Here is an 18,556-nt window from a genome sequence, read left to right on the forward strand (position 1 = left end):
TCATCCCACCGCGTTACCGACACGGGCGGTTAAGACCTGCTGGCGTGGTGGAGGTGCCGGCCGGCCCGATCCGCTGGCAGTACGGCTTACGTGCCGAGGACCTTCTCGACAGGGATTGGAGCGAGTTCGCGCGTCCGGTCGAGGCCCTCGGGCATCCTGTTCGTCTGGAACTGGTGCGCCGCATCCTCACCGGCACACAGACGACAGCCGAGCTTCTCGAGCTCGACCAGTTCGCCTCCACTGGTCAGCTGTATCACCACCTGCGCCAGCTCGTCAGCGCCGGTTGGCTCGTCTCGCCTCGTCGAGGACACCATCAGACCGTGAGCACATCACAGACGGGGAACGAACGCCTCGCTGACAGCATCCAGTCCCTCCCCGGCAGCTTTGATGGCTTCCGCTCCCTGTCTGTCGCAGAGATCGGTCCGAGCGGACCTGTCTTCGCGGGCATCGGCGACGCGGATCCCGCACATTCCGGCGCTCCCGGCCCAGACACGGTCTTTGAGCTCGGATCGATTACCAAGACCTTCACGGGCGCGCTGTTCGCGGACGCGATCGAGCGCGGCGAAGTTTCCCCCGATGACCCGCTCTCGCAATACCTCGACGCGCTGACGGGAACACCCGCAGGTGCGGTGACGCTCGCATCCTTGTCGCAGCACTCCTCGGGTCTTCCGGGCCTGGGCGAAACCGCCGTCGCGAGCACGCTCGAGAGCCTGCTCTTGAACGAGAACCCCTACGCCTCGACGAGCACAGAACAACTGATCGCGGACGCCGCCGTCGCACCCGTCGACCCCGACCAGGGCACGGTCTACTCGAACTTCGCCGTCGCCCTGATCGGCACCGCACTCGTCGAAGCGGCAGGGGTCGACGACTACGCGACGCTCCTCCGGGAACGCCTCACGGAACCGCTCGGCATGGACCACACCGTCGTCGCAGCGACCGCCGACCAGGTACCCGAGGATGCTGTCCCCGGGTACCTTCTCAACGGCACGCGCGCCCCGCGCTGGTGGGGAGAGGGGTACCTCCCCGCCGGATCAGCGACCTTCACCACAGCATCCGACCTGGCGATCTGGGCGCAAGCGAACCTCGACGGGACAGCTCCAGGCGCGGCAGCACTCCAGCCCACTGCGCCAATGGGTACTGACACCGAGATCGGGTGGGGCTGGCTCACCTCACCGTCCTTCGACGGAACCGGCGCCCAGACCTGGCACAACGGCGCCACGGGAGGCTTCCGCACGTTCCTGACCCTCGACCTCGCCGCAGGAACAGGCTTCCTCATCCTGTCGAACAGCGTCGCTCCCGTCGAGGACGTGGTCCTCGCGTACGCCACAGGCTCCTCGATCCCGGGCCCCGACGAGCATGGCTGTGGTGGCCGCTAGCGATCGCGGGACTCGCTGCAGCAGCTGGTATCACCGTGCTCTGGTGAGCCGTGCCCGCGGCATCCGTCTCGCGCTCGCGCGCTCTGCGTTGCAACATCCACGAAGGCCGTTGCCGATCGATCGGGGTCAGGGTGCAGGCGGAAGCAGGGTGAGACCACTGTCGTCCGCGACAAGAATGCTCCCGGTATCGGTGATCGCGGTCGCTTGAGCGGTTCCGTGCACGATGCCCACCTCCTTCCACGCACTCGCCCCGGACACATGGACCCAGATCTTCTCATCCGCATCCACCCCGGCGATGAGCTCACCGTTCGGTGACACAGATAACGCGTAGAGCATGGGCGCGCCTGGCCATGGCTCGAACGACCGCGCCCCATCGGTGCTGACCCGCAGCCCGTCTGGTGTTGCGGCGACGACGTTTCCGCCACTGGTGACCACAAGACCGACCGCCATCAGCTGGCCACCCGTCGGAGCCCACGAGTCACCTCCGTCCTTACTGGCCAATACGTCGATGGCATCGGTGGCCAGCCCGTACACGGTGCCATCGCTGCCGGCAGCGAGAGCGTGGAAGTCCTTCTCGCCGGTAAACGCCGCCGGTTCCCAGCTCACCCCGGCGTCTGCGCTACGGATAATGCCGAGATTGTGATCGCCGAGTTCGGGTGGGGTGTCTGCCCCGGGGTGCCCTGACGCGATCAAATCCTCGCCCACGACAGTGAGTCCCATCGCATCGAAACCGTAGGAGCCAACCCGCGAGAGCAGTTCTCCTTCCGCGCTCACCGCGAGGATGCCTTCGTGAGTGCCGAGAAGAAACCCGTCGCCCTCGGGATCAGGAACGATGGCGTGTACATGGGATGCCATCGCGGCATGAGAGGTGCCCGTCGACGGTGGTTCCGCCGACGCGCACCCGGCCAGCATGATCAGCTCGGCCAGAACAATGGCGGCCGCGGCCGCACGCAGGTGAATTGGCATATGCGTCCCTTTCAGTCGTGGCAGGGGCGCCACCGGCGCAGGCCCGATGACACCCCCGCGAGTCTCTAGAGCTGCGTCAGCAGAGCCCGCATCAGGGCGATCTCGGCCGTCTGTGCATCGGCGATCGTCTGCGCGAGAGCAATCACGTCCGGGTGTCGACCTTGAGACATTTCGGCCTGCGCCATCTCGATCGCGCCCTCGTGGTGAGTGATCATCTGTTCCAGGAACAGCCGGGCAGCCTCCGCGCCCTCAGCAGCCTCCAGCGCCGCCATGTCGTCGTCGGACATCATGCCGTCACCCATGTCCATGCCGTCCATGCCACCCGAATGCGGCATCCCCCAATCTTCGAGCCACGACTGCATCAGCTCGATCTCCGGGGCCTGCGCGTCTTTGATCTGCTGCGCAAGCTCCCGTACCCGCTGATCGACGCCGGATTTCGCCAGCACCATGTCGCTCATCTCCACCGCCTGCTGGTGATGCGGAATCATCATCATCGCGAACATCGAGTCGGAGGCATTGAACTCCGCCTCCACCAGAGACGATGACGCAGAGGGAGGCATCCCCTCGCCGTGTTCCATGCTCGGCATCGAACCCGATCCGGCACCGGCGCACCCCGCAAACAACAACACCGATGCAAGCGGCGCCGCCGACAGCGCGACCAAACGAGACTTCTTCATGACAAACCTGTCCTTCCAATCGAGCGTGAAGTTGGCCCGTGTACGGGCATGACTCATTTCGCGACCGCGCGGGTCGCGGCGACGTCACATCACGTACGACTGATCGACAATTCGAGAAGAGAAGGCGGCCTCAAGGGCACAGGAATCGGGGGCCGGATTGCGAGGGCGACAATGCACGGTCGACCGAGCCGACGGACCACTCCTGGGCCGGTCCGAGCCACCAATATGACCGTGACGAGCAGACCAAGCACGCACGCTAGCGTCATCGCCTCGTGCGCGGCGCCGCCGCAATCGGCACAACCGGCGTCGGGTACCCCTGATGGCTCTGCCATCGCATCCTGTTCGTGTTCGGCTCCGTGCTCGATGACCGAGACAGGCGCCGGCGCAGGATGACCGACGGAAAGAGTATGCATACCCAACAGGCCCGCGACCACGAGAGCGGCGAACACCACCGACATCGCCCAGCGCCAGGACACTGGCGGGCGAAGCTCACGAGCGACGAAACCCAGCATGATCTATCGGCCCCAGGATACTCCCCCCCGGTATGCGGTCAGCGCGAGCGGCGGAGAACCTATGCGTTATCGATTCCGCATTCACGGACCGGCGGCGAGAGGACCGGTCTTGAGGGGTCTTCCGCGCCTGGGACGCTGGGTCTCGATCTCAAGCCCCATCTCGCGCGCCGGATGCCTCGTTAGCCGCTCCTCGACGTGATCGAGCCAGCGAACCTCGGCCTCGGCGGCGAAGATCGTCGCATCGGTGATGATCTTCCAGGCGAGATCTTCCGGACCCTCGAAGCCGCTCCCCTCGACCACAGCACGACGCAAGGTCTCGAGCCGCGCCGCCGACGTTTGCCGCTGCGTGCTGATGAGCTCGAACACATCCACCCCCGGAAGCGTCGCCGCGAGCGCAAGCTTGATCGCGAGCTCATCCCGGGTGCCGGGGTTGCGTTCGACCGGAGACGCCAGCCAGGCGCGGGCCTCGCCGCGGCCGGCATCCGTGATCTGCCAGTAGACGTGTCCGGCCTCGTCGGCTGCGCCCCGCGAAACGAGGCCGTCGCGCTCGAGCCGCTCGAGAGTGCTGTAGATCTGGCCGACGTTGAGCGCCGAGCTCGATCCGGTGCGACGTTCGAACTCCGACCGCAACTGATAGCCGTAGCACGGCCCCTGCGCCAGGATCGCCAACAGGCTTTGCCTCACCGACATTCGGATCTCCCTGAGCGCGATATGCATACCGGGTAGTGTCGCGCTCTCTCATGGATACCGCTGCGCGACACCATCGAGTGGTTCTGCCCGGGCGTTTGGTGGAATCCGCCATATGGTCTGACCACATTAGGGTTGAGCGTCGTGGGCTTCACTGAACGATTGGCGATGCGCCGACTCTCGGCGTAGAACGGCAGCGTGTTCGGTTCGTCTCGGCGCCGCATGGTCGGATGCCTCGCCCTCATCCCCGCTGTCACACTTGCCGCCGTCGCGTGCTCGCCGGCCGCTGCAACTGCTCCCTCACCCGCATCCATCGACCCGACAGCAGGAATCGTCGTCGGAGACGGCGCTGTCGACATCCAGCTGTGGAGCGACCCATCCTGCCCCCACTGCATGAGCCTCGATGCGGCGATCGGCGACGACCTCGCGGCCTTCGTCGCCGATGGGACCGCGACCTGGACCCTGCATCCGATGACCTACGTCAGCGCCAAGCGCGGTGACACCACCGACTATTCGACCCGGGCCGCTGCACTTCTCCTCGGCGCCGCAGCCGCGGGCGAGGATGACGCGCTCCTGCCGCTGTACGCGCTGATCCAGCGGAACCAAGTCACGGCAGATCATTCACCCAGCGACGAGGAACTCCTCGGCTTCGCGACCACGGCGGGCGCGGCATCCGACCTCTCGACAGCAATCGCCGACTACGCGAGCCTGGCGAGTGCAGCCAACGACGCCTGGCTCGGCGCGCCGATCCCCGGCACCGACCAGGTCGTCGACCACGTCCCATTGCTGGTCATCGACGGCACGGTGTTCGAGGTGCGTGAAGACGGCACGGATGCTGCGCGCTTCGCCGCAGCGGTAGCCGAAGCCGCTGCAGACTGATCCTCAGCCGAGGCCCTCCCGGTGCGGCGCGGCCGCCGCACCTCCCTCGCCGACCACGGGCTTGCGCGAGAGGCCGACGGAGCCGGAGGCGGGATCCTTCGACAGTGCCGCGGCGACGGCGGCCGACTCGTCGATATCCGGGTACTGGGGCCGAAGCTGCACGGCCTGGCGCCGCTTCTGTTCCCGCTTGGCTTTGCGTGACGAGTACGTGAGGTTCAGCGCCTCGACGAAGATGGCGAAGGCCATCGGACCGTAGATGAAGGCCTTGTCGATCTTGATGTGGAAGCCCTCGGCGATGAGGAAAACGCCGATCAACAGCAGGAACGACAGCGCCAACATCTTCACGGTCGGGTGAGCGTTGACGAACGCGAAGATGAACCGCGAGGCGAAGAGCATGATACCGAACGAGAGCACCACGACGGTGATGATGATGACCATGTTCGAGGTCATGCCGACGGCGGTGATGACGGAGTCGAGCGAGAAGACGATGTCGAGCAGCAGGATCTGTGCGATCACCGAACCGAAGGTCACGCTCTTGCGGCCGCCCGCGCCCTCGCCATGCTCCTCTTCGGCGCCCTCGAGCTTGTGGTGGATCTCGGTGACCGCCTTGTAGACGAGGAAGAGCCCGCCCGCGATGAGGATGAAGTCCTTCCACGAGAACGAAATGCCCCACAGGGTCACGACGGGTTCGGTGAGCGAGATGATCCAGCCCGCCGCAAAGACGAGGCCGACACGGATGAGCATCGCGAGCGTAAGACCGAGGTTGCGCGCCCGCGCCTGCTGCTCCTTGGGGAGCTTGGAGGCGAGGATCGAGATGAAGATGACGTTGTCGACGCCCAGCACGATCTCAAGGACGAACAACGTGACGAAGACCGCGATCAGATCGGGAGTGAAGGCGAAGGAGAAGTCCACGCAGACAGCGTAGGGCCTCGGTTCGGTCGCGCCCTTGTGCGGGTTCGCGCCGCGCCAACCCGCGAAACGGCGCGACTGAAGAATCTGCACCACTATTCGGTCGCGCCCTGGTGCGGGCGGCGGGCTGACGAACCCACGTCACGGCGCGACTGAACGGTCATGCGAACCGAGTGGCATCGAGGACTGATACCCCAGGGGGTATTATTGGCACCATGACTTCACCCGCCGCCGACCGCAGTACCCGGCCCGTCATCGGCGAGTGGGTTGACGGCATCGACATCCCGGTCGTCAACGAGCGTGCCGTGCGCGCCTCGGCCGGCATCCTGTTCCTCCTCGGCTTCAGCGCCTGGCTCTCTGGCGTGATCACCGGCGACCTGCAGTACATGCGCGGGTTCGGCATCCTGTTCGCCGCCGAGATGTTCCTGCGCCTTTTCGTCGGAACCCGCTTCACGCCCACCCTTCTGATCGGCACCCTCATCACGCGTCCGCAGCGCCCCGAATGGGTGGATGCCGCCCCCAAGCAGTTCGCCTGGGGGCTCGGATTCTCGATGGCTCTCCTCGGGTGTCTGTCACTTGGGTGGCTGGGGCTGCCGGCGGTCATCGCGCAAACCATCTGCGCCGGATGCCTGCTGCTGCTGTTCGCCGAGTCGGCCTTCGGCATCTGCGTCGGATGCGAGCTGGCCCGCCGCTTCGGGCGCACCAAACCGCAGCTGTGCGCTGGCGACACGTGCACCTACACTCCCCCGGCCCGCGGCGAGCGCCACTCGGTCGAGTGATGAGCGGCGTGTCAACGCAGGACGGGCCTGACGCACCAGTCGCAACGGCGCACGGATTGCCCGACACCCCGCCCGCAGCATCCGTCGCCCGGCGTGTTGGGCACGATCCGCGCCGTTGCGACGAGACCGCACGGCCACGTCGAGCGCCCGAAGAGGAGCACGAACCGACACGGATGCCGAAAGCGGCCGCCGCGTAGACTGGGGTCGCCCGCACGCTGGCGCCGGTCTCGGCATCCTCGACCACTGGAGTCCCACCCCGTGAGCACCCCGATCACTCCCGCCCGAGCAGTCGCCGACACCGCCGCGCCGAGAGGCGCAGCAGCAGCCGATACCGTTGAGAACGCCGCGGCGACGCCCGAACGCGAGCAGCCGTACGGCGCCCTCGGCCTGAAGGATGACGAGTACGCGCAGATCCGCGAGATTCTCGGGCGCCGGCCCACGAGCGGTGAGCTCGCCATGTACTCGGTCATGTGGAGCGAGCACTGCTCCTACAAGTCCAGCAAGATCTACCTGCGCCGGTTCGGGCAGAAGGTCAGCGACGAAATGCGCGAGCGTCTCATGGTCGGCATGGGCCAGAACGCCGGCGTCGTCGACATCGGCGAGGGCTGGGCGGTGACGTTCAAGGTCGAGTCGCACAACCACCCGAGCTACATCGAGCCGTTCCAGGGCGCCGCGACCGGCGTGGGCGGCATCGTCCGCGACATCATCTCGATGGGGGCGCGCCCGGTCGCTGTGATGGACCAGTTGCGCTTCGGCGCCATCGACAACCCCGACACCGCCCGCGTCGTGCACGGCGTGGTCAGCGGCATCTCGTTCTACGGCAACTGCCTGGGCCTGCCGAACATCGGCGGTGAGACCGTGTTCGACGCCGTCTACCAGGGCAACCCGCTGGTCAACGCTCTCGCCGTCGGCGTGCTGCGCCACGAAGACCTGAAGCTCGCCAACGCCTCGGGCGCGGGCAACAAGGTCGTGCTCTTCGGGGCTCGCACCGGCGGCGACGGCATCGGCGGAGCATCCATCCTCGCTTCCGACACCTTCGCCGACGGCGGCCCGACCAAGCGCCCCGCGGTGCAGGTCGGCGACCCGTTTGCCGAGAAGGTGCTCATCGAGTGCTGCCTCGAGCTCTACCGCGATGATCTCGTCGAAGCGATCCAGGACCTCGGCGCCGCCGGTATCTCCTGCGCGACCAGTGAGCTCGCGGCAAACGGCGGCAGCGGCATGCGGGTCGACCTCGAGAACGTGCTGCTGCGCGACCCGAGCCTCACGCCGGAAGAGATCCTGATGAGCGAGTCTCAGGAGCGGATGATGGCCATCGTCGCTCCCGAGAAGCTCGACGCGTTCCTCGAGGTCGTCGGCCGCTGGGAGGTCGAGACGAGCGTGCTCGGCGAAGTCACCGGCGATGGCCGCCTGAAGATCTTCTGGCACGGCGAGCAGATCGTGGATGTCGACCCTTCGACCGTCGCGGTCGACGGCCCCGTCTACGAGCGGCCGGTCGCCTACCCGACCTGGATCGACGCCCTGCGCGACGATTCAGCCGCAGCGCTGCAGCGCCCCAGCGAACCGGACGAGGTGCGTGAGCAGTTCCTCGCCCTGGTCGCGAGCCCGAATCTCGCCGACACCTCCTGGATCACCAACCAGTACGACTACTACGTGCTCGGCAACACCGCCCTCTCGTTCCCCGACGACGCCGGCATGGTGCGCGTGGACGAGGAGTCGGGCCTCGGCTTCTCCATCGCTACCGACTGCAATGGGCGCTACTGCCAGCTCGACCCGTACCAGGGTGCGCAGCTGGCCCTGGCCGAGGCCTATCGCAACGTCGCCGTCACCGGCGCCAAGCCCGTCGCGGTCACCGACTGCCTGAACTTCGGCAGCCCCGAGAACCCCGAGGTCATGTGGCAATTCGGGCAGGCCGTCGACGGCCTTGCCGACGGATGCCTCGAGCTGGGCATCCCGGTCACCGGCGGCAACGTCTCGTTCTACAACCAGACCGGCGACCAGCCGATCTTCCCCACCCCGGTCGTCGGCGTGCTCGGCATCATCGATGACGTCGCTCGTCGCATCCCGTCGGGGTGGCAGGATGCCGGCGAGAACATCTACCTGCTCGGGGTCACCGCCAACGAGCTCAGCGGCTCGGCGTGGGCGCAGACCGTGCACAACCACCTCGGCGGGCGGCCTCCGGCGGTCGACCTTGCCGCCGAGCGTCGGCTTGCCGATTTGCTGCACGCGGGCGCGCTGCAGGGCCTGATCTCCAGCGCCCACGACCTTTCCAGCGGTGGGCTCGCGCAGGCCCTGGCCGAGGGCGTCATGCGCTTCGGCGTCGGTGCGCGCGTCTGGCTGAACGAGATCATCGAACGCGATGGCGTGGATGCGGCATCCGCCCTCTTCTCGGAGTCGACCGGCCGCGTGCTCGTCTCAGTCCCCCGCGAGGATGACGTGAAATTCCGCGGTCTGTGCGAGGGACGCGGCTACCCCGTGCTGCGTATCGGCGTGACCGATGCTCCCGGCGATGGCGCAGACCCGAGCCTCGAAGTACAGGGACTCTTCACGGTGTCGGCATCCGATCTGCGCGAGGTCTCGCGGGCGACGCTGCCGGCCGCATTCGGGCCGACGATCGCCGAACCCGCCCTCTAGACTGATCGCATGTCCGACGACGACACCAACGTCTACAGCGAGACCCGGCAGCGACGCATCAAGATCGTCGCGTGGGTCGTCATCGTTTCGCTGATTCTCGTGGGCGGTGGCGCCACCGTCCTCGCGCTGCTGTTCGGCTGAGCTCTTCTTCCGGCTTCCCCCCCCCCATACCCGGCGGGGGATACCGCGGTTAGCATGATCGCGTGGAACCGCTGTTCCAATTCCTCGGCGACTACTGGTGGCTCGTCTTCCCCCTGATGGGTGTCATGGGGATGATCGGCAGCGCCTGGGAGCGCGGTGCACGGCGCCGGCACAAGCGGCGACTCGAGATCCTGCAGGCCAAGGGCGAGATCCGTGCGGCGCAGGCCGCCGCACGAGGGCGCCCCCTCATCGGCATCACGCTTCCGGGCACCAAGGCACCGAAAGATCCTCTGGCGCAGCGCGTCGAGGACACGGTGGCCGCCGGCATGGGCACCGCGGCGCGAACGGCGCCATCGAGTTCGGCATCCGTGACACCGCTCCAGAAGCTCTTCGCCGCACACGACGCGGTGACCAAGCGCTGGCTCGAGTACGAACTGGATGTGGCGAAGATCATCGCCTACCCCGCCATGAGCGACGGCAGACAGCCGTTGACTGCGGCGTTCCTCCGAGCCAAGAAGGTCGCCGACCGGCTCCGCCCCGACTCCGAGAGCGCCAAGCTCTCGAAGGAACAGTTCACCGAGTACCGCACCGCGGTCACCGACTACGAGGTAGCCTTCGATCTTGCCGAGCGCGAGGCTCGCCGCATCCGCGATTCGTCCTTCACCGCCGACGAGCGCAAGCGCCTGAGCACCGCGCAGCAACTGCTGAGCGTCGCAATCGACCAGGCAGCGACTCCCGCCGAGCGACAGCTCGCGTACCGACGCGTGCGCGAAGAGCTCGACGGCCTGCTCGCGATCTCGGATGACGCGATCACCGTCCTTGAAGAGCGCGTCGCCCTCGAACTCCCCGCGACTCCCCCCGCCGCAGCTCCCACCGCAGAGCCGTCTGCTTCGGCATCCGAGCCGCCGCCCGGCCCCGCGGCGCCGGGCATCTGGCCCGTCCCGTCCCGCACTCCGCGCCCCTGACCGAAGCCGTTTGCCCCGGCAACTCCGCCTCGGGCGAGGTCTCGCTGACCCCACACGGATGCCGGGGTTGACGCACCCCGCGTTCTGTGGTTACCTACTTGAGTAACTAACCCAGAAACACATCGGAGGCGCGGATGATCGAAGAAGGCAAGGCCCTCTTCCTGCAGATCGCGGAGAGCGTCGAGGACTCGATCGTCGACGGGAGCCTGGCCGAAGAGGCACAGGCCCCCTCGACGAACGAACTCGCCGCCTTCTATCGGATCAACCCCGCCACGGCAGCGAAAGGAGTGACGATGCTCGTCGACAAGGGCGTGCTCTACAAGCGACGGGGCATCGGCATGTTCGTTGCCCCGGGCGCGCGGGAAAACCTGCTCGCCGAGCGACGCGCGGCATTCCGCGACCGCTACCTCACCCCCCTCTTGGCCGAAGCCCGAAAGCTCGGGCTCGGCTCCGAAGACCTCGCGCAGCTGCTCCGTGAGCACGCGCAGAACACGACAACGGAAGGCGACCAATGACCATCAACGATGTGGCACCCCCCGCGGGTGCCGGCGAGACGGTGATCGAGGTGAAGAACCTCACCAAGCGCTACCGCGATACTGTCGCGGTCGACGATGTGAGCTTCTCGATTCAGAAGAACACCATCTACGGCCTGCTCGGGCGCAACGGCGCGGGCAAGACCACCGTGATGTCGATCCTCACGGCTCAGAACTTCGCCACCTCCGGCGACGTGCAGGTGTTCGGTGAGCACCCATACGAGAACGCTCGGGTACTGCGCCGGATGTGCTTCGTGCGCGAAAGCCAGAAATACCCCGACGACGCGAAGCCTATCCACGCGTTCGCGACGGCGAAGCTCTTCTTCCCGAATTGGAACCAGGAGCTCGCCGACCGCCTCATCGCCGACTTCCGCCTGCCGGTGCGCACCCGCATCAAGAAGCTCTCGCGCGGACAGCTCTCGGCCGTCGGCGTCATCATCGGTCTCGCCTCGCGGGCCGAAGTGACCTTCTTCGACGAGCCGCACCTGGGTCTGGATGCCGTCGCCCGCCAGATCTTCTACGACCGGCTGCTCGAGGACTACACCGAGCACCCGCGGACCGTCATCCTCTCCAGTCACTTGATCGACGAGGTGTCCAACCTCATCGAGCGCGTGCTCGTCATCGACCGGGGTCAGATCATCATGGATGCCGCCACCGACGATGTACGCAACCAGGCCACCGCCATCGTCGGCGACGCCACCGCCGTGGACGCTTTCGTCGCGGGGCGGGAGGTCCTGCACCGCGAGAGCCTCGGACGGGTGGCATCCGTCACGGTCGCGGGCGCGCTGTCCGCCGAGGAGCGCTCACGCCTCACCGCAGCCGGCCTCGACCTCGGCCCGGTGTCGCTGCAGCAACTGATCGTGCGCACGACGCAGCACGCCGATGAGACGGATGCCGCGGCATCCGATACCCGCACCACCACGAAGGGAGACCGGCGATGAACCGCGTCGGAAACGTCGTTCGCATGCAGCTGGTCAACAGGCAGACGTTCATCTGGATCCCGCTGATCATCCTCGCAGGATCGCTCGTTGTCTCGATCGTGATCTGGTCGATGATCCCCTACGACGCCCCGAAGTACGGCGGCGGCGCCCAGGCACCCCTGTGGTATTTCTTCGCGGTCGGCATTATGGGAATGACCCAGACCTTCCCGTTCTCGCAAGCCATGAGCGTCACGCGCCGCGAGTTCTTCCTCGGCTCGCTGCTCACCGCCGGGCTGACGTCGGCGATCCTGACGGCGATCTTCGTCATCGGCGGATTCGTCGAGCAGGCGACCACCGGCTGGGGCGTCAATGGGTACTTCTTCTACCTCGACTGGATCTGGAGTTCGGGTCCAGCGGTGGCCGCGGTGCTCATCCTGTTCATGACAATGACCTTCTTCGTGACCGGCTTCGCGATCGCCACGATCTACAAGCGGTTCGGGCCTGCCGTCCTGACGGTCATCCTCGTTGGACTGGGGCTGCTGCTCGTCGGCGCGATGTGGCTCATCGGTCGTCTGAACGCTTGGGGGCAGGTCTTCGGCTGGATCGTGACGCAGGGCCCCGAGGGTCTCGCCGTCGGGCTGCTGATCACCCTGGTCGCTCTTTCCGGGATCGCCTACGGGCTGTTGCGGCGGACTATCCCCTGACGGATGCCGACACCAGGCAGCGGGGCTCCCGGCCAGATGGCCGGGAGCCCTCAGCGTACCTGCACCACCGCCACGTCGTCATCGCTGTCGTCGCCGCTCGCACGTCGTAGGCAATCTTTACTCATCGACGCTGACGTGCCGAGCCCCTACGGTCGGGTCGACGCCCCTGTCGCCATTGAGCCAAGGAGACCCATGCCCGCGCACCGTTCCCCCGTCACCGCCCTCGCCGCCGCCGCCCTGGCCGCGCTACTGCTCGCCGGCTGCACCGCCGACGGCACCGGCGCGGACGACGCCTCCGCCGCAACGGCTGACGCGATGGCTCCCGTCACCCAGGAATCTGACGAGGCGCCCGCCGAGCCCGAGGCCGAGCCCGAGGCCGAGCCCCAGGGCGAGCGTCCCGAGGGCCTCGACGCGAGCCTCCCGGTGCCACCCGGCACCCTGGTGAGCGCCACCCCGGAGTCGAGCGCATGGGAGTACATCTACTCGGGCGTCACGAGCGACGAGGCGCGCGCGTTCGCTGACTCACTGAAAGAGATGGGCTTCAAGCAGAAGGTTACCGTCGACTCCGACGGCGTCGAGCAGTGGTACTTCCAGAGCGCCGAGTGGGCGATCAAGCTCGAAGAGACCCATGCGGACGAGAGCCTGCGCTACTGGGTGGACCCGATCTCCGAATAGGCGACGCGCCATCCCTTGACGGATGCCGAAACCACGCAGAGGGGCTCCCGGCCAGATGGCCGGGAGCCCCTCGTCAGTGCCCGTGGATCACTGCACGATGATGGTGCTGAACGCGTTGGGGTTCTCCGAGATCCAGGCCTCAACAGCCTCGGCCTCGCGGCCCTCGCCGTACTCGTTCACGACCATGTCCTCAAGCGAGGCGTAGTCCGCGTCGCTCAGCTGGATGCCGGCGATGAGGTCGGCTGCCTCGGGGCAACGCTCCGAGAATCCGGCGGTGCCGAGGAAGTGCAGAGCCTCGGGCTCGCCCATGGCGCCCTGCGGGTCCTCGAGGTCCTTCAGACCGTAGGCCGCGTTGGCCCAGAACGGACGCCACGAGGTCACGACGATGTCCTCCTGTGCGTCGACGGCGTTGCCGAGCTCGGTGAGCATCGCGGCGGTCGACGAGGTGACGAGCTCGTACTCGCCGTCCAGGCCATATGCGGGCATCATGACGTCCTGGGTCTGAGCGGTCAGGCCCGCGCCCGGCTCGATGCCGACGATGCGGCCGCCGAAACGGTCCGCGTTGCCCGCGAGGTCCTCGATCGAGGTGATGTCGACGTAGTCGGGAACCGCGATCGTGAGCTTGGCGCCCTCGTAGTAGGCGTCCAGGTCCTCGATGTTGTCGCCGTACTCCTCCATGTACGAGGCGTGAGTGAGCTCAGGCCATGCGGAGGGGTAGATGTCGACGTCGCCCTGGGCGAGACCGGCGTAGAGCGGGCCCGCTTCGGTGAGCGTCTGCATCTCGACGTCGATGCCGAGCGCGCCGAGCTGGTTCTGCAGCAGGTACGCGGTGCTCAGGCCGTCCGTCCACGAGGGGAGGAAGCCGAGCGTGACGGTCTCGCAGCTCATGTCGCCGGAGGCGTCGGTCTGGTCGCCACTGGGCTCGGAGGCGCTGCTGCAGCCCGCGAGCGCGAGTGTGGCCACGGCCCCGAGAGCCAATGCTGTGCTGAGGTGTCGCTTGTTCATGTGAAACGCATCCTTCATGTATGTCTCGTTCGTTCCGTATCTTCTTCTCTTGGTGGGAAGCCGCGTGGTGTCCGCGCTCCTCCTCAGCCGGTGGTCACCGGCTGCCCGTGGGCTGGAGTGCCTCCGTTCCCACGTGGTTCTGTGTGTCCTCGTCCCTCGACTGCGCGGCTACTGTGGCGCGCGCGGTCCGTCGGCGCGCGAGCACGCTCCGTAGCGACGAGGGGTAGTCGGCGCGGTTGCCCAGCGCTGCAGTCACCCGGTCCAGGTAGACGGCGATGATCACGACGCCGAGGCCTGCCTCCACGCCAAGGGCGAGATTGACCGTCGACACCGACTGGACGACGATCTTGCCGAGGCCGTCCGCGCCGACGATTCCGGCGAGAACCGCCATCGACAGTGCCAGCATGATGACCTGGTTGACACCGGCCATGATCGTCGGCGTCGCCAACGGCAGCTGGATGCCGCGCAGGATCTGCGAGGGCGTTGCGCCGAAAGCCTGGCCAGCCTCGACGGTCTCCGAATCGACTCCGCGGATGCCGAGCTCGGTCAGGCGCACGCCCGGAGGCAGCGCGAAGATGACCGTCGCAACCAGGCCCGGCACGACCCCGATGCTGAAGAACGTGATGGCAGGGATCAGGTAGACAAACGCCGGCATCGTCTGCATGAAGTCCAGCACCGGCTTGAGAATCGTCCGTACCGTGTCGTTTCGTGCCGACCAGATCCCGAGCGGAATCGCAATGGCTAGCGCGACCACGGTCGCCACCAGGACCAGGGAGAGCGTCTGCATGGTCGGGATCCAGAGGTCCATCGCAATGATGAACACAAAGGCCAGCACCGTGCCGACAGCCATCTGCCACGACCGCACGAGCCATCCGATGAGCGCGAAGACGACGATCATCGCGGGGATGGGGATGATCAGGAGGATGTCGGTGAGTCCGTCGACGAGGAATCGCACGACGACGGTGATGAAATCGAACAGACCGCTGAGGTTATCTCGCAGCCAGTCGACGACTGTCTCGACCCACTGGCCGATAGGAATGCGGAAATCCATCAGACAACCTCTTCCGCGTCGCTGGTGTGTTCTTCGTCATGGGGCACCTGCGCGAGCACTTCGTCGATCTCTGCCCCCGAAACAGGAATGACCGGGATCGTGATCTCGCCCGTGGCGCCGGTTCCTGGCCCGAGCGCTGCCAGGAGAGTCACGCGGGGAATGACGCCGGTCAATCTGCCGTGGTCGTCGACAACAGCCAAGGGCAGGGGCGACTCGACAGAGGGCACGAACAGGTTGATGAGTACCTCATCCTCCCGAACGCTCTGCGGGGCCCGCTTGATCGCCGAACCGATCGACTTCTCTCCCGCCTGGACGAGCTTCATCGCGTCACGGTCGGTGACGATCCCCACGAGCCTGCGGTCGCGTCCCACGACGTAGGCCGCGGCGGTGTAGGCGTCGCGCATCTGCCGCAGCGCGGTCCGCGGACCCGCGGTCTCGGTGACGACGGCGCGGGGCCGTTCCATCACGTTCGCCGCGGTCAACACGCGCGCACGATCCACGTCTTGGACGAACTGCTCCACGTAGTCGTTGGCGGGGTCGGTGAGGATGTCCTCGGGTGTGCCGATCTGCACGATGCGGCCATCGCGCATCACGGCGATGCGGTCACCGAGGAGCATCGCCTCATTGAGGTCGTGGGTGATGAAGACGATCGTCTTCTGCAGCTTCTCCTGAAGCTCGAGCAGTTGCTCCTGCATTTCCCGTCGAATCAGGGGGTCCAGGGCGCTGAAAGCCTCATCCATCAGCAGCACGTCAGGATCGGCTGCCAACGCGCGAGCGATCCCCACACGCTGCTGCATGCCGCCGGAGAGTGCCGAGGGAAGCTTGTCTCCCCAGCCTTCGAGCCCGACCAGCGCGAGGATCTCTTCCGCCTTCGCCAGCCGCTCGGAGCGCTCGACACCACGGAGCTGCAACGGGTAGGCGACGTTGTCAGCGACGGACCGATGCGGCAGCAGCGCGAAGTGCTGGAAGACCATCGACACGCGATCGCGCCGCAACTCACGCAGCTTGGCGGGCGTCGTGTCGGTGACCGACTCGCCGCGGACAGTGACGGACCCGGCGGTTGCCTCGTACAGTCCGTTGAGCATGCGGATGATCGTTGACTTGCCGGACCCCGACAGGCCCATGATCACGAAGATCTCGCCGGGGGCGACCGCGAAGCTCGCGTCGATGACGGCGGCGGTCCCCTCATCTGCGACGTCAGCGCGCGACTGTCCAGCGCGAAGACGTTTGACGGCCGACTGGGGGTTCTTGCCGAAGACCTTGAAAAGGCCTTGCGCTTCTAACGCAGGAGTTGTGGTCACTGTGCACCTTGGCAGCCGCTGCAGCTGGCTGCATCGGTCACGCCCGGGTGGCGATCACGGGCACGCGGAAACGGGCACGCATGCGCTGGCGTCGAATGTCGGATTCGAGCACGATCACCGACCGTACGCTCGCCGACAGTGAAAATCGGCAACCGCGGACTGGGTCGACGGGTTCGGGGAACCCAGCGAGCCAAGTTACCAGGCTTCCCCGCCGATAGCCACCCGGTGGCGCTTGAGCTCAGCGCCCGTCAGCAGCTTCCGTGTGGTGGCGGATCACCTCGGCGACAACGAACGAGAACCACTTCTGCGCGAATTCGGGATCCAGATCCGCGTCCTCGGCGAGGCGGCGCAGCCGCGCCACCTGCTGCTCTTCTCGCGTGGGATCGGAGGCCGGCATACCGTGCTCGGCCTTCAAGACACCCACCTGTTTTGTGGCCCGGAAACGCTCGGCGAGCATGAAGATCAGCGCCGCGTCGATGTTGTCGATCGTCGCGCGGAGGCGTAGCAGGTCGGTAACAGGGTCGATCGGCTCGGTCATCCCACTCCCTTCGGACTGTGTCGAGAGTATCGCCTCCCCCTCACCGAGAGAGCGGCCCCCTAGAGTGTGACCATGAGCGACGAGAGCCCGACCCCGCCAGCGACAGCGGCACCCGCGAAGGATGCCTCCGCCGACGTCACCTCGGCACCGGCGGATGCAGCCGCTGGCACCCCCGAGCGGCGGCCGTTCTGGGTCGGCCTCGACCAGCCCTTCGCCGTCGGCTTCGCTGTCACCCTGGGCGGACTGGCGGCGATTCTGCTCGGCCTGGCGGTATCGAACCTCGCGACCGTCATCATCTACGTCAGCTTCGCGCTGTTCGCTGCGCTCGGCCTGGACCCGATCGTGCGGGCGCTCGAGCGCAAGGGTGTGCGACGGGTCTGGGGGATGGTGATCGTCTACGTCGGCTTCCTCCTGGTCATTGCCGGCGTCATGCTCCTGATCATGCCGACGGTCATCTCACAGGTGGCTCAGTTCATCCGCGACATCCCGACGATGATCAACGACTTCGAGAAGTCGGACGCGTTCGGGTGGATGCAGACGAATTTCGGCGACCAGATCGGCACGATCCTCAACGATGTCGAGAACTTCATCCTCAACCCCGCGAACATCGCCTCGATCACGGGCGGTGTGCTGGCGGTCGGCGCGGGGATCGCGACGGCGATCTCGGGCATCATCATCGTGATCGTCCTGAGCCTGTACTTCCTCGCCTCGCTCAACACGATCAAGGCCAGCTTCGTCCGCCTCACTCCCGCACGGGCGCGGGCGAAGGTCACCGAGATGACCGAGCAGATCACCGACGGTATCGGTGGTTACCTCATGGGGATGGTGATTCTCGCGTTCTTCAACTCGGTCGTCGCCTTCTTCCTGCACCTCTTCCTCGGACTTCCCTTCCCCGCGCTGATGGCCGTGGTCGCTTTCTGCATCACGCTCATCCCCCTCGTCGGTTCCGTGCTGTACTGGGGCATCGCCACGGTGGTCGCGCTGTTCACGAACCCGATCACCGCCCTGATTTTTGCCGCGCTGTATCTCATCTACATGCAGCTGGAGGCGTACGTGCTGACACCGCGGGTCATGAACCGCGCGATTTCGGTTCCCGGCTCGCTCGTGGTCATCGGAGCCCTCGTCGGCGGAACTCTCCTGGGCCTGCTCGGCGCGCTCGTCGCGATCCCGATCACCGCGTCCATCCTGCTGATCATCAAGCAGGTCGTGATCCCTCGGCAGGACGCGAAACTCTAGATGAGTGAGTCCGATCGTTTTCAGTGGTCGTATGCGATGAGTGATCTCTTGGCTGGGGCGTCGATGAGCCA

General features: G+C 66.5%; 20 protein-coding genes. 11 read left to right on the forward strand and 9 right to left on the reverse strand.

The features are described from left to right. The first annotated feature begins 44 nt into the window (after positions 1-44). Positions 45-1,376, forward strand: a complete 1,332-nt coding sequence (locus LL236_RS13280; RefSeq protein ID WP_228179304.1) for a serine hydrolase — start codon at positions 45-47, stop codon at positions 1,374-1,376. A 126-nt stretch (positions 1,377-1,502) separates the two neighbouring features. Here the strand turns inward: LL236_RS13280 and LL236_RS13285 are convergent, their stop codons facing one another. From LL236_RS13285 to LL236_RS13295, 4 genes are all read right to left on the reverse strand, one after another. Beyond that, positions 1,503-2,342: a F510_1955 family glycosylhydrolase gene (locus tag LL236_RS13285; RefSeq protein ID WP_228179305.1), complete on the reverse strand. Its 840-nt coding sequence runs from the start codon at positions 2,340-2,342 to the stop codon at positions 1,503-1,505. Positions 2,343-2,407: 65 nt separating this feature from the next. Beyond that, positions 2,408-3,076 carry a DUF305 domain-containing protein gene (locus LL236_RS13290; RefSeq protein ID WP_228179306.1) on the reverse strand — a complete coding sequence of 223 codons (669 nt, stop codon included), beginning with the start codon at positions 3,074-3,076 and terminating at the stop codon, positions 2,408-2,410. Between the two features lie 32 nt (positions 3,077-3,108). After that, on the reverse strand, positions 3,109-3,531 hold the full coding sequence (locus LL236_RS15150; RefSeq protein ID WP_374198035.1) for a DUF6153 family protein: 423 nt from the start codon (positions 3,529-3,531) through the stop codon (positions 3,109-3,111). 81 nt (positions 3,532-3,612) lie between these two features. Continuing rightward, positions 3,613-4,221: a PadR family transcriptional regulator gene (locus LL236_RS13295; protein ID WP_228179307.1), complete on the reverse strand. Its 609-nt coding sequence runs from the start codon at positions 4,219-4,221 to the stop codon at positions 3,613-3,615. A 195-nt stretch (positions 4,222-4,416) separates the two neighbouring features. On the opposite strand from LL236_RS13295, the gene LL236_RS13300 reads away from it, so the two are divergent. Further along, on the forward strand, positions 4,417-5,097 hold the full coding sequence (locus LL236_RS13300) for a thioredoxin domain-containing protein (RefSeq protein ID WP_228179308.1): 681 nt from the start codon (positions 4,417-4,419) through the stop codon (positions 5,095-5,097). 3 nt (positions 5,098-5,100) lie between these two features. Here LL236_RS13300 and LL236_RS13305 read toward each other — a convergent pair whose 3' ends face one another. Next, entirely contained in the window at positions 5,101-6,009 is a 909-nt protein-coding gene (locus LL236_RS13305) for a TerC family protein (protein WP_228179309.1), read from the reverse strand. A gap of 212 nt (positions 6,010-6,221) precedes the next feature. Here LL236_RS13305 and LL236_RS13310 point away from each other — a divergent pair, with 212 nt between their 5' ends. The 8 genes from LL236_RS13310 to LL236_RS13340 all read left to right on the forward strand — a co-directional run bounded on the left by LL236_RS13310 (position 6,222) and on the right by LL236_RS13340 (position 13,354). Further along, a complete protein-coding gene (locus LL236_RS13310; RefSeq protein ID WP_228179310.1) occupies positions 6,222-6,785 on the forward strand; it encodes a DUF4395 domain-containing protein in 564 nt (187 codons plus the stop codon). Positions 6,786-7,055: 270 nt separating this feature from the next. Then, a complete protein-coding gene (gene purL, locus LL236_RS13315) occupies positions 7,056-9,416 on the forward strand; it encodes a phosphoribosylformylglycinamidine synthase subunit PurL (protein ID WP_228179323.1) in 2,361 nt (786 codons plus the stop codon). 9 nt (positions 9,417-9,425) lie between these two features. Beyond that, positions 9,426-9,557, forward strand: coding sequence for a hypothetical protein (locus LL236_RS14910; RefSeq protein WP_267189853.1), 132 nt, complete (start codon positions 9,426-9,428; stop codon positions 9,555-9,557). 62 nt (positions 9,558-9,619) lie between these two features. Further along, complete coding sequence (locus tag LL236_RS13320; protein ID WP_228179311.1) at positions 9,620-10,522, forward strand: hypothetical protein; 903 nt, start codon at positions 9,620-9,622, stop codon at positions 10,520-10,522. A 134-nt stretch (positions 10,523-10,656) separates the two neighbouring features. Further along, a complete protein-coding gene (locus LL236_RS13325; protein WP_228179312.1) occupies positions 10,657-11,037 on the forward strand; it encodes a GntR family transcriptional regulator in 381 nt (126 codons plus the stop codon). Continuing rightward, complete coding sequence (locus LL236_RS13330) at positions 11,034-11,996, forward strand: ABC transporter ATP-binding protein (protein ID WP_228179313.1); 963 nt, start codon at positions 11,034-11,036, stop codon at positions 11,994-11,996. Before LL236_RS13325 ends, LL236_RS13330 begins: the two co-directional genes overlap by 4 nt. Then, positions 11,993-12,679 (forward strand): hypothetical protein, encoded by a 687-nt coding sequence (locus tag LL236_RS13335; RefSeq protein ID WP_228179314.1) that lies wholly within the window; start codon positions 11,993-11,995, stop codon positions 12,677-12,679. The genes LL236_RS13330 and LL236_RS13335 overlap by 4 nt, the downstream gene beginning before the upstream one ends. 192 nt (positions 12,680-12,871) lie before the next feature. After that, positions 12,872-13,354 carry a hypothetical protein gene (locus LL236_RS13340; protein ID WP_228179315.1) on the forward strand — a complete coding sequence of 161 codons (483 nt, stop codon included), beginning with the start codon at positions 12,872-12,874 and terminating at the stop codon, positions 13,352-13,354. 87 nt (positions 13,355-13,441) lie between these two features. On the opposite strand, the gene LL236_RS13345 is transcribed toward LL236_RS13340, so the two are convergent. From LL236_RS13345 to LL236_RS13360, 4 genes are all read right to left on the reverse strand, one after another. Continuing rightward, the gene (locus LL236_RS13345) at positions 13,442-14,359 is read right to left on the reverse strand and encodes a glycine betaine ABC transporter substrate-binding protein (protein ID WP_228179324.1); all 918 of its coding nucleotides are present in this window, start codon (positions 14,357-14,359) and stop codon (positions 13,442-13,444) included. A 94-nt stretch (positions 14,360-14,453) separates the two neighbouring features. Further along, on the reverse strand, positions 14,454-15,410 hold the full coding sequence (locus LL236_RS13350; protein ID WP_228179316.1) for an ABC transporter permease: 957 nt from the start codon (positions 15,408-15,410) through the stop codon (positions 14,454-14,456). Then, positions 15,410-16,711, reverse strand: coding sequence for a quaternary amine ABC transporter ATP-binding protein (locus LL236_RS13355; protein WP_228179317.1), 1,302 nt, complete (start codon positions 16,709-16,711; stop codon positions 15,410-15,412). The genes LL236_RS13350 and LL236_RS13355 overlap by 1 nt, the downstream gene beginning before the upstream one ends. Before the next feature lie 238 nt (positions 16,712-16,949). After that, on the reverse strand, positions 16,950-17,249 hold the full coding sequence (locus LL236_RS13360; protein WP_228179318.1) for a chorismate mutase: 300 nt from the start codon (positions 17,247-17,249) through the stop codon (positions 16,950-16,952). 72 nt (positions 17,250-17,321) lie between these two features. Here LL236_RS13360 and LL236_RS13365 point away from each other — a divergent pair, with 72 nt between their 5' ends. After that, the gene (locus tag LL236_RS13365; protein WP_228179319.1) at positions 17,322-18,485 is read left to right on the forward strand and encodes an AI-2E family transporter; all 1,164 of its coding nucleotides are present in this window, start codon (positions 17,322-17,324) and stop codon (positions 18,483-18,485) included. Positions 18,486-18,556 lie beyond the last annotated feature (71 nt).

Source organism: Microbacterium schleiferi, from assembly GCF_020781975.1.
Taxonomy (GTDB): domain Bacteria; phylum Actinomycetota; class Actinomycetes; order Actinomycetales; family Microbacteriaceae; genus Microbacterium.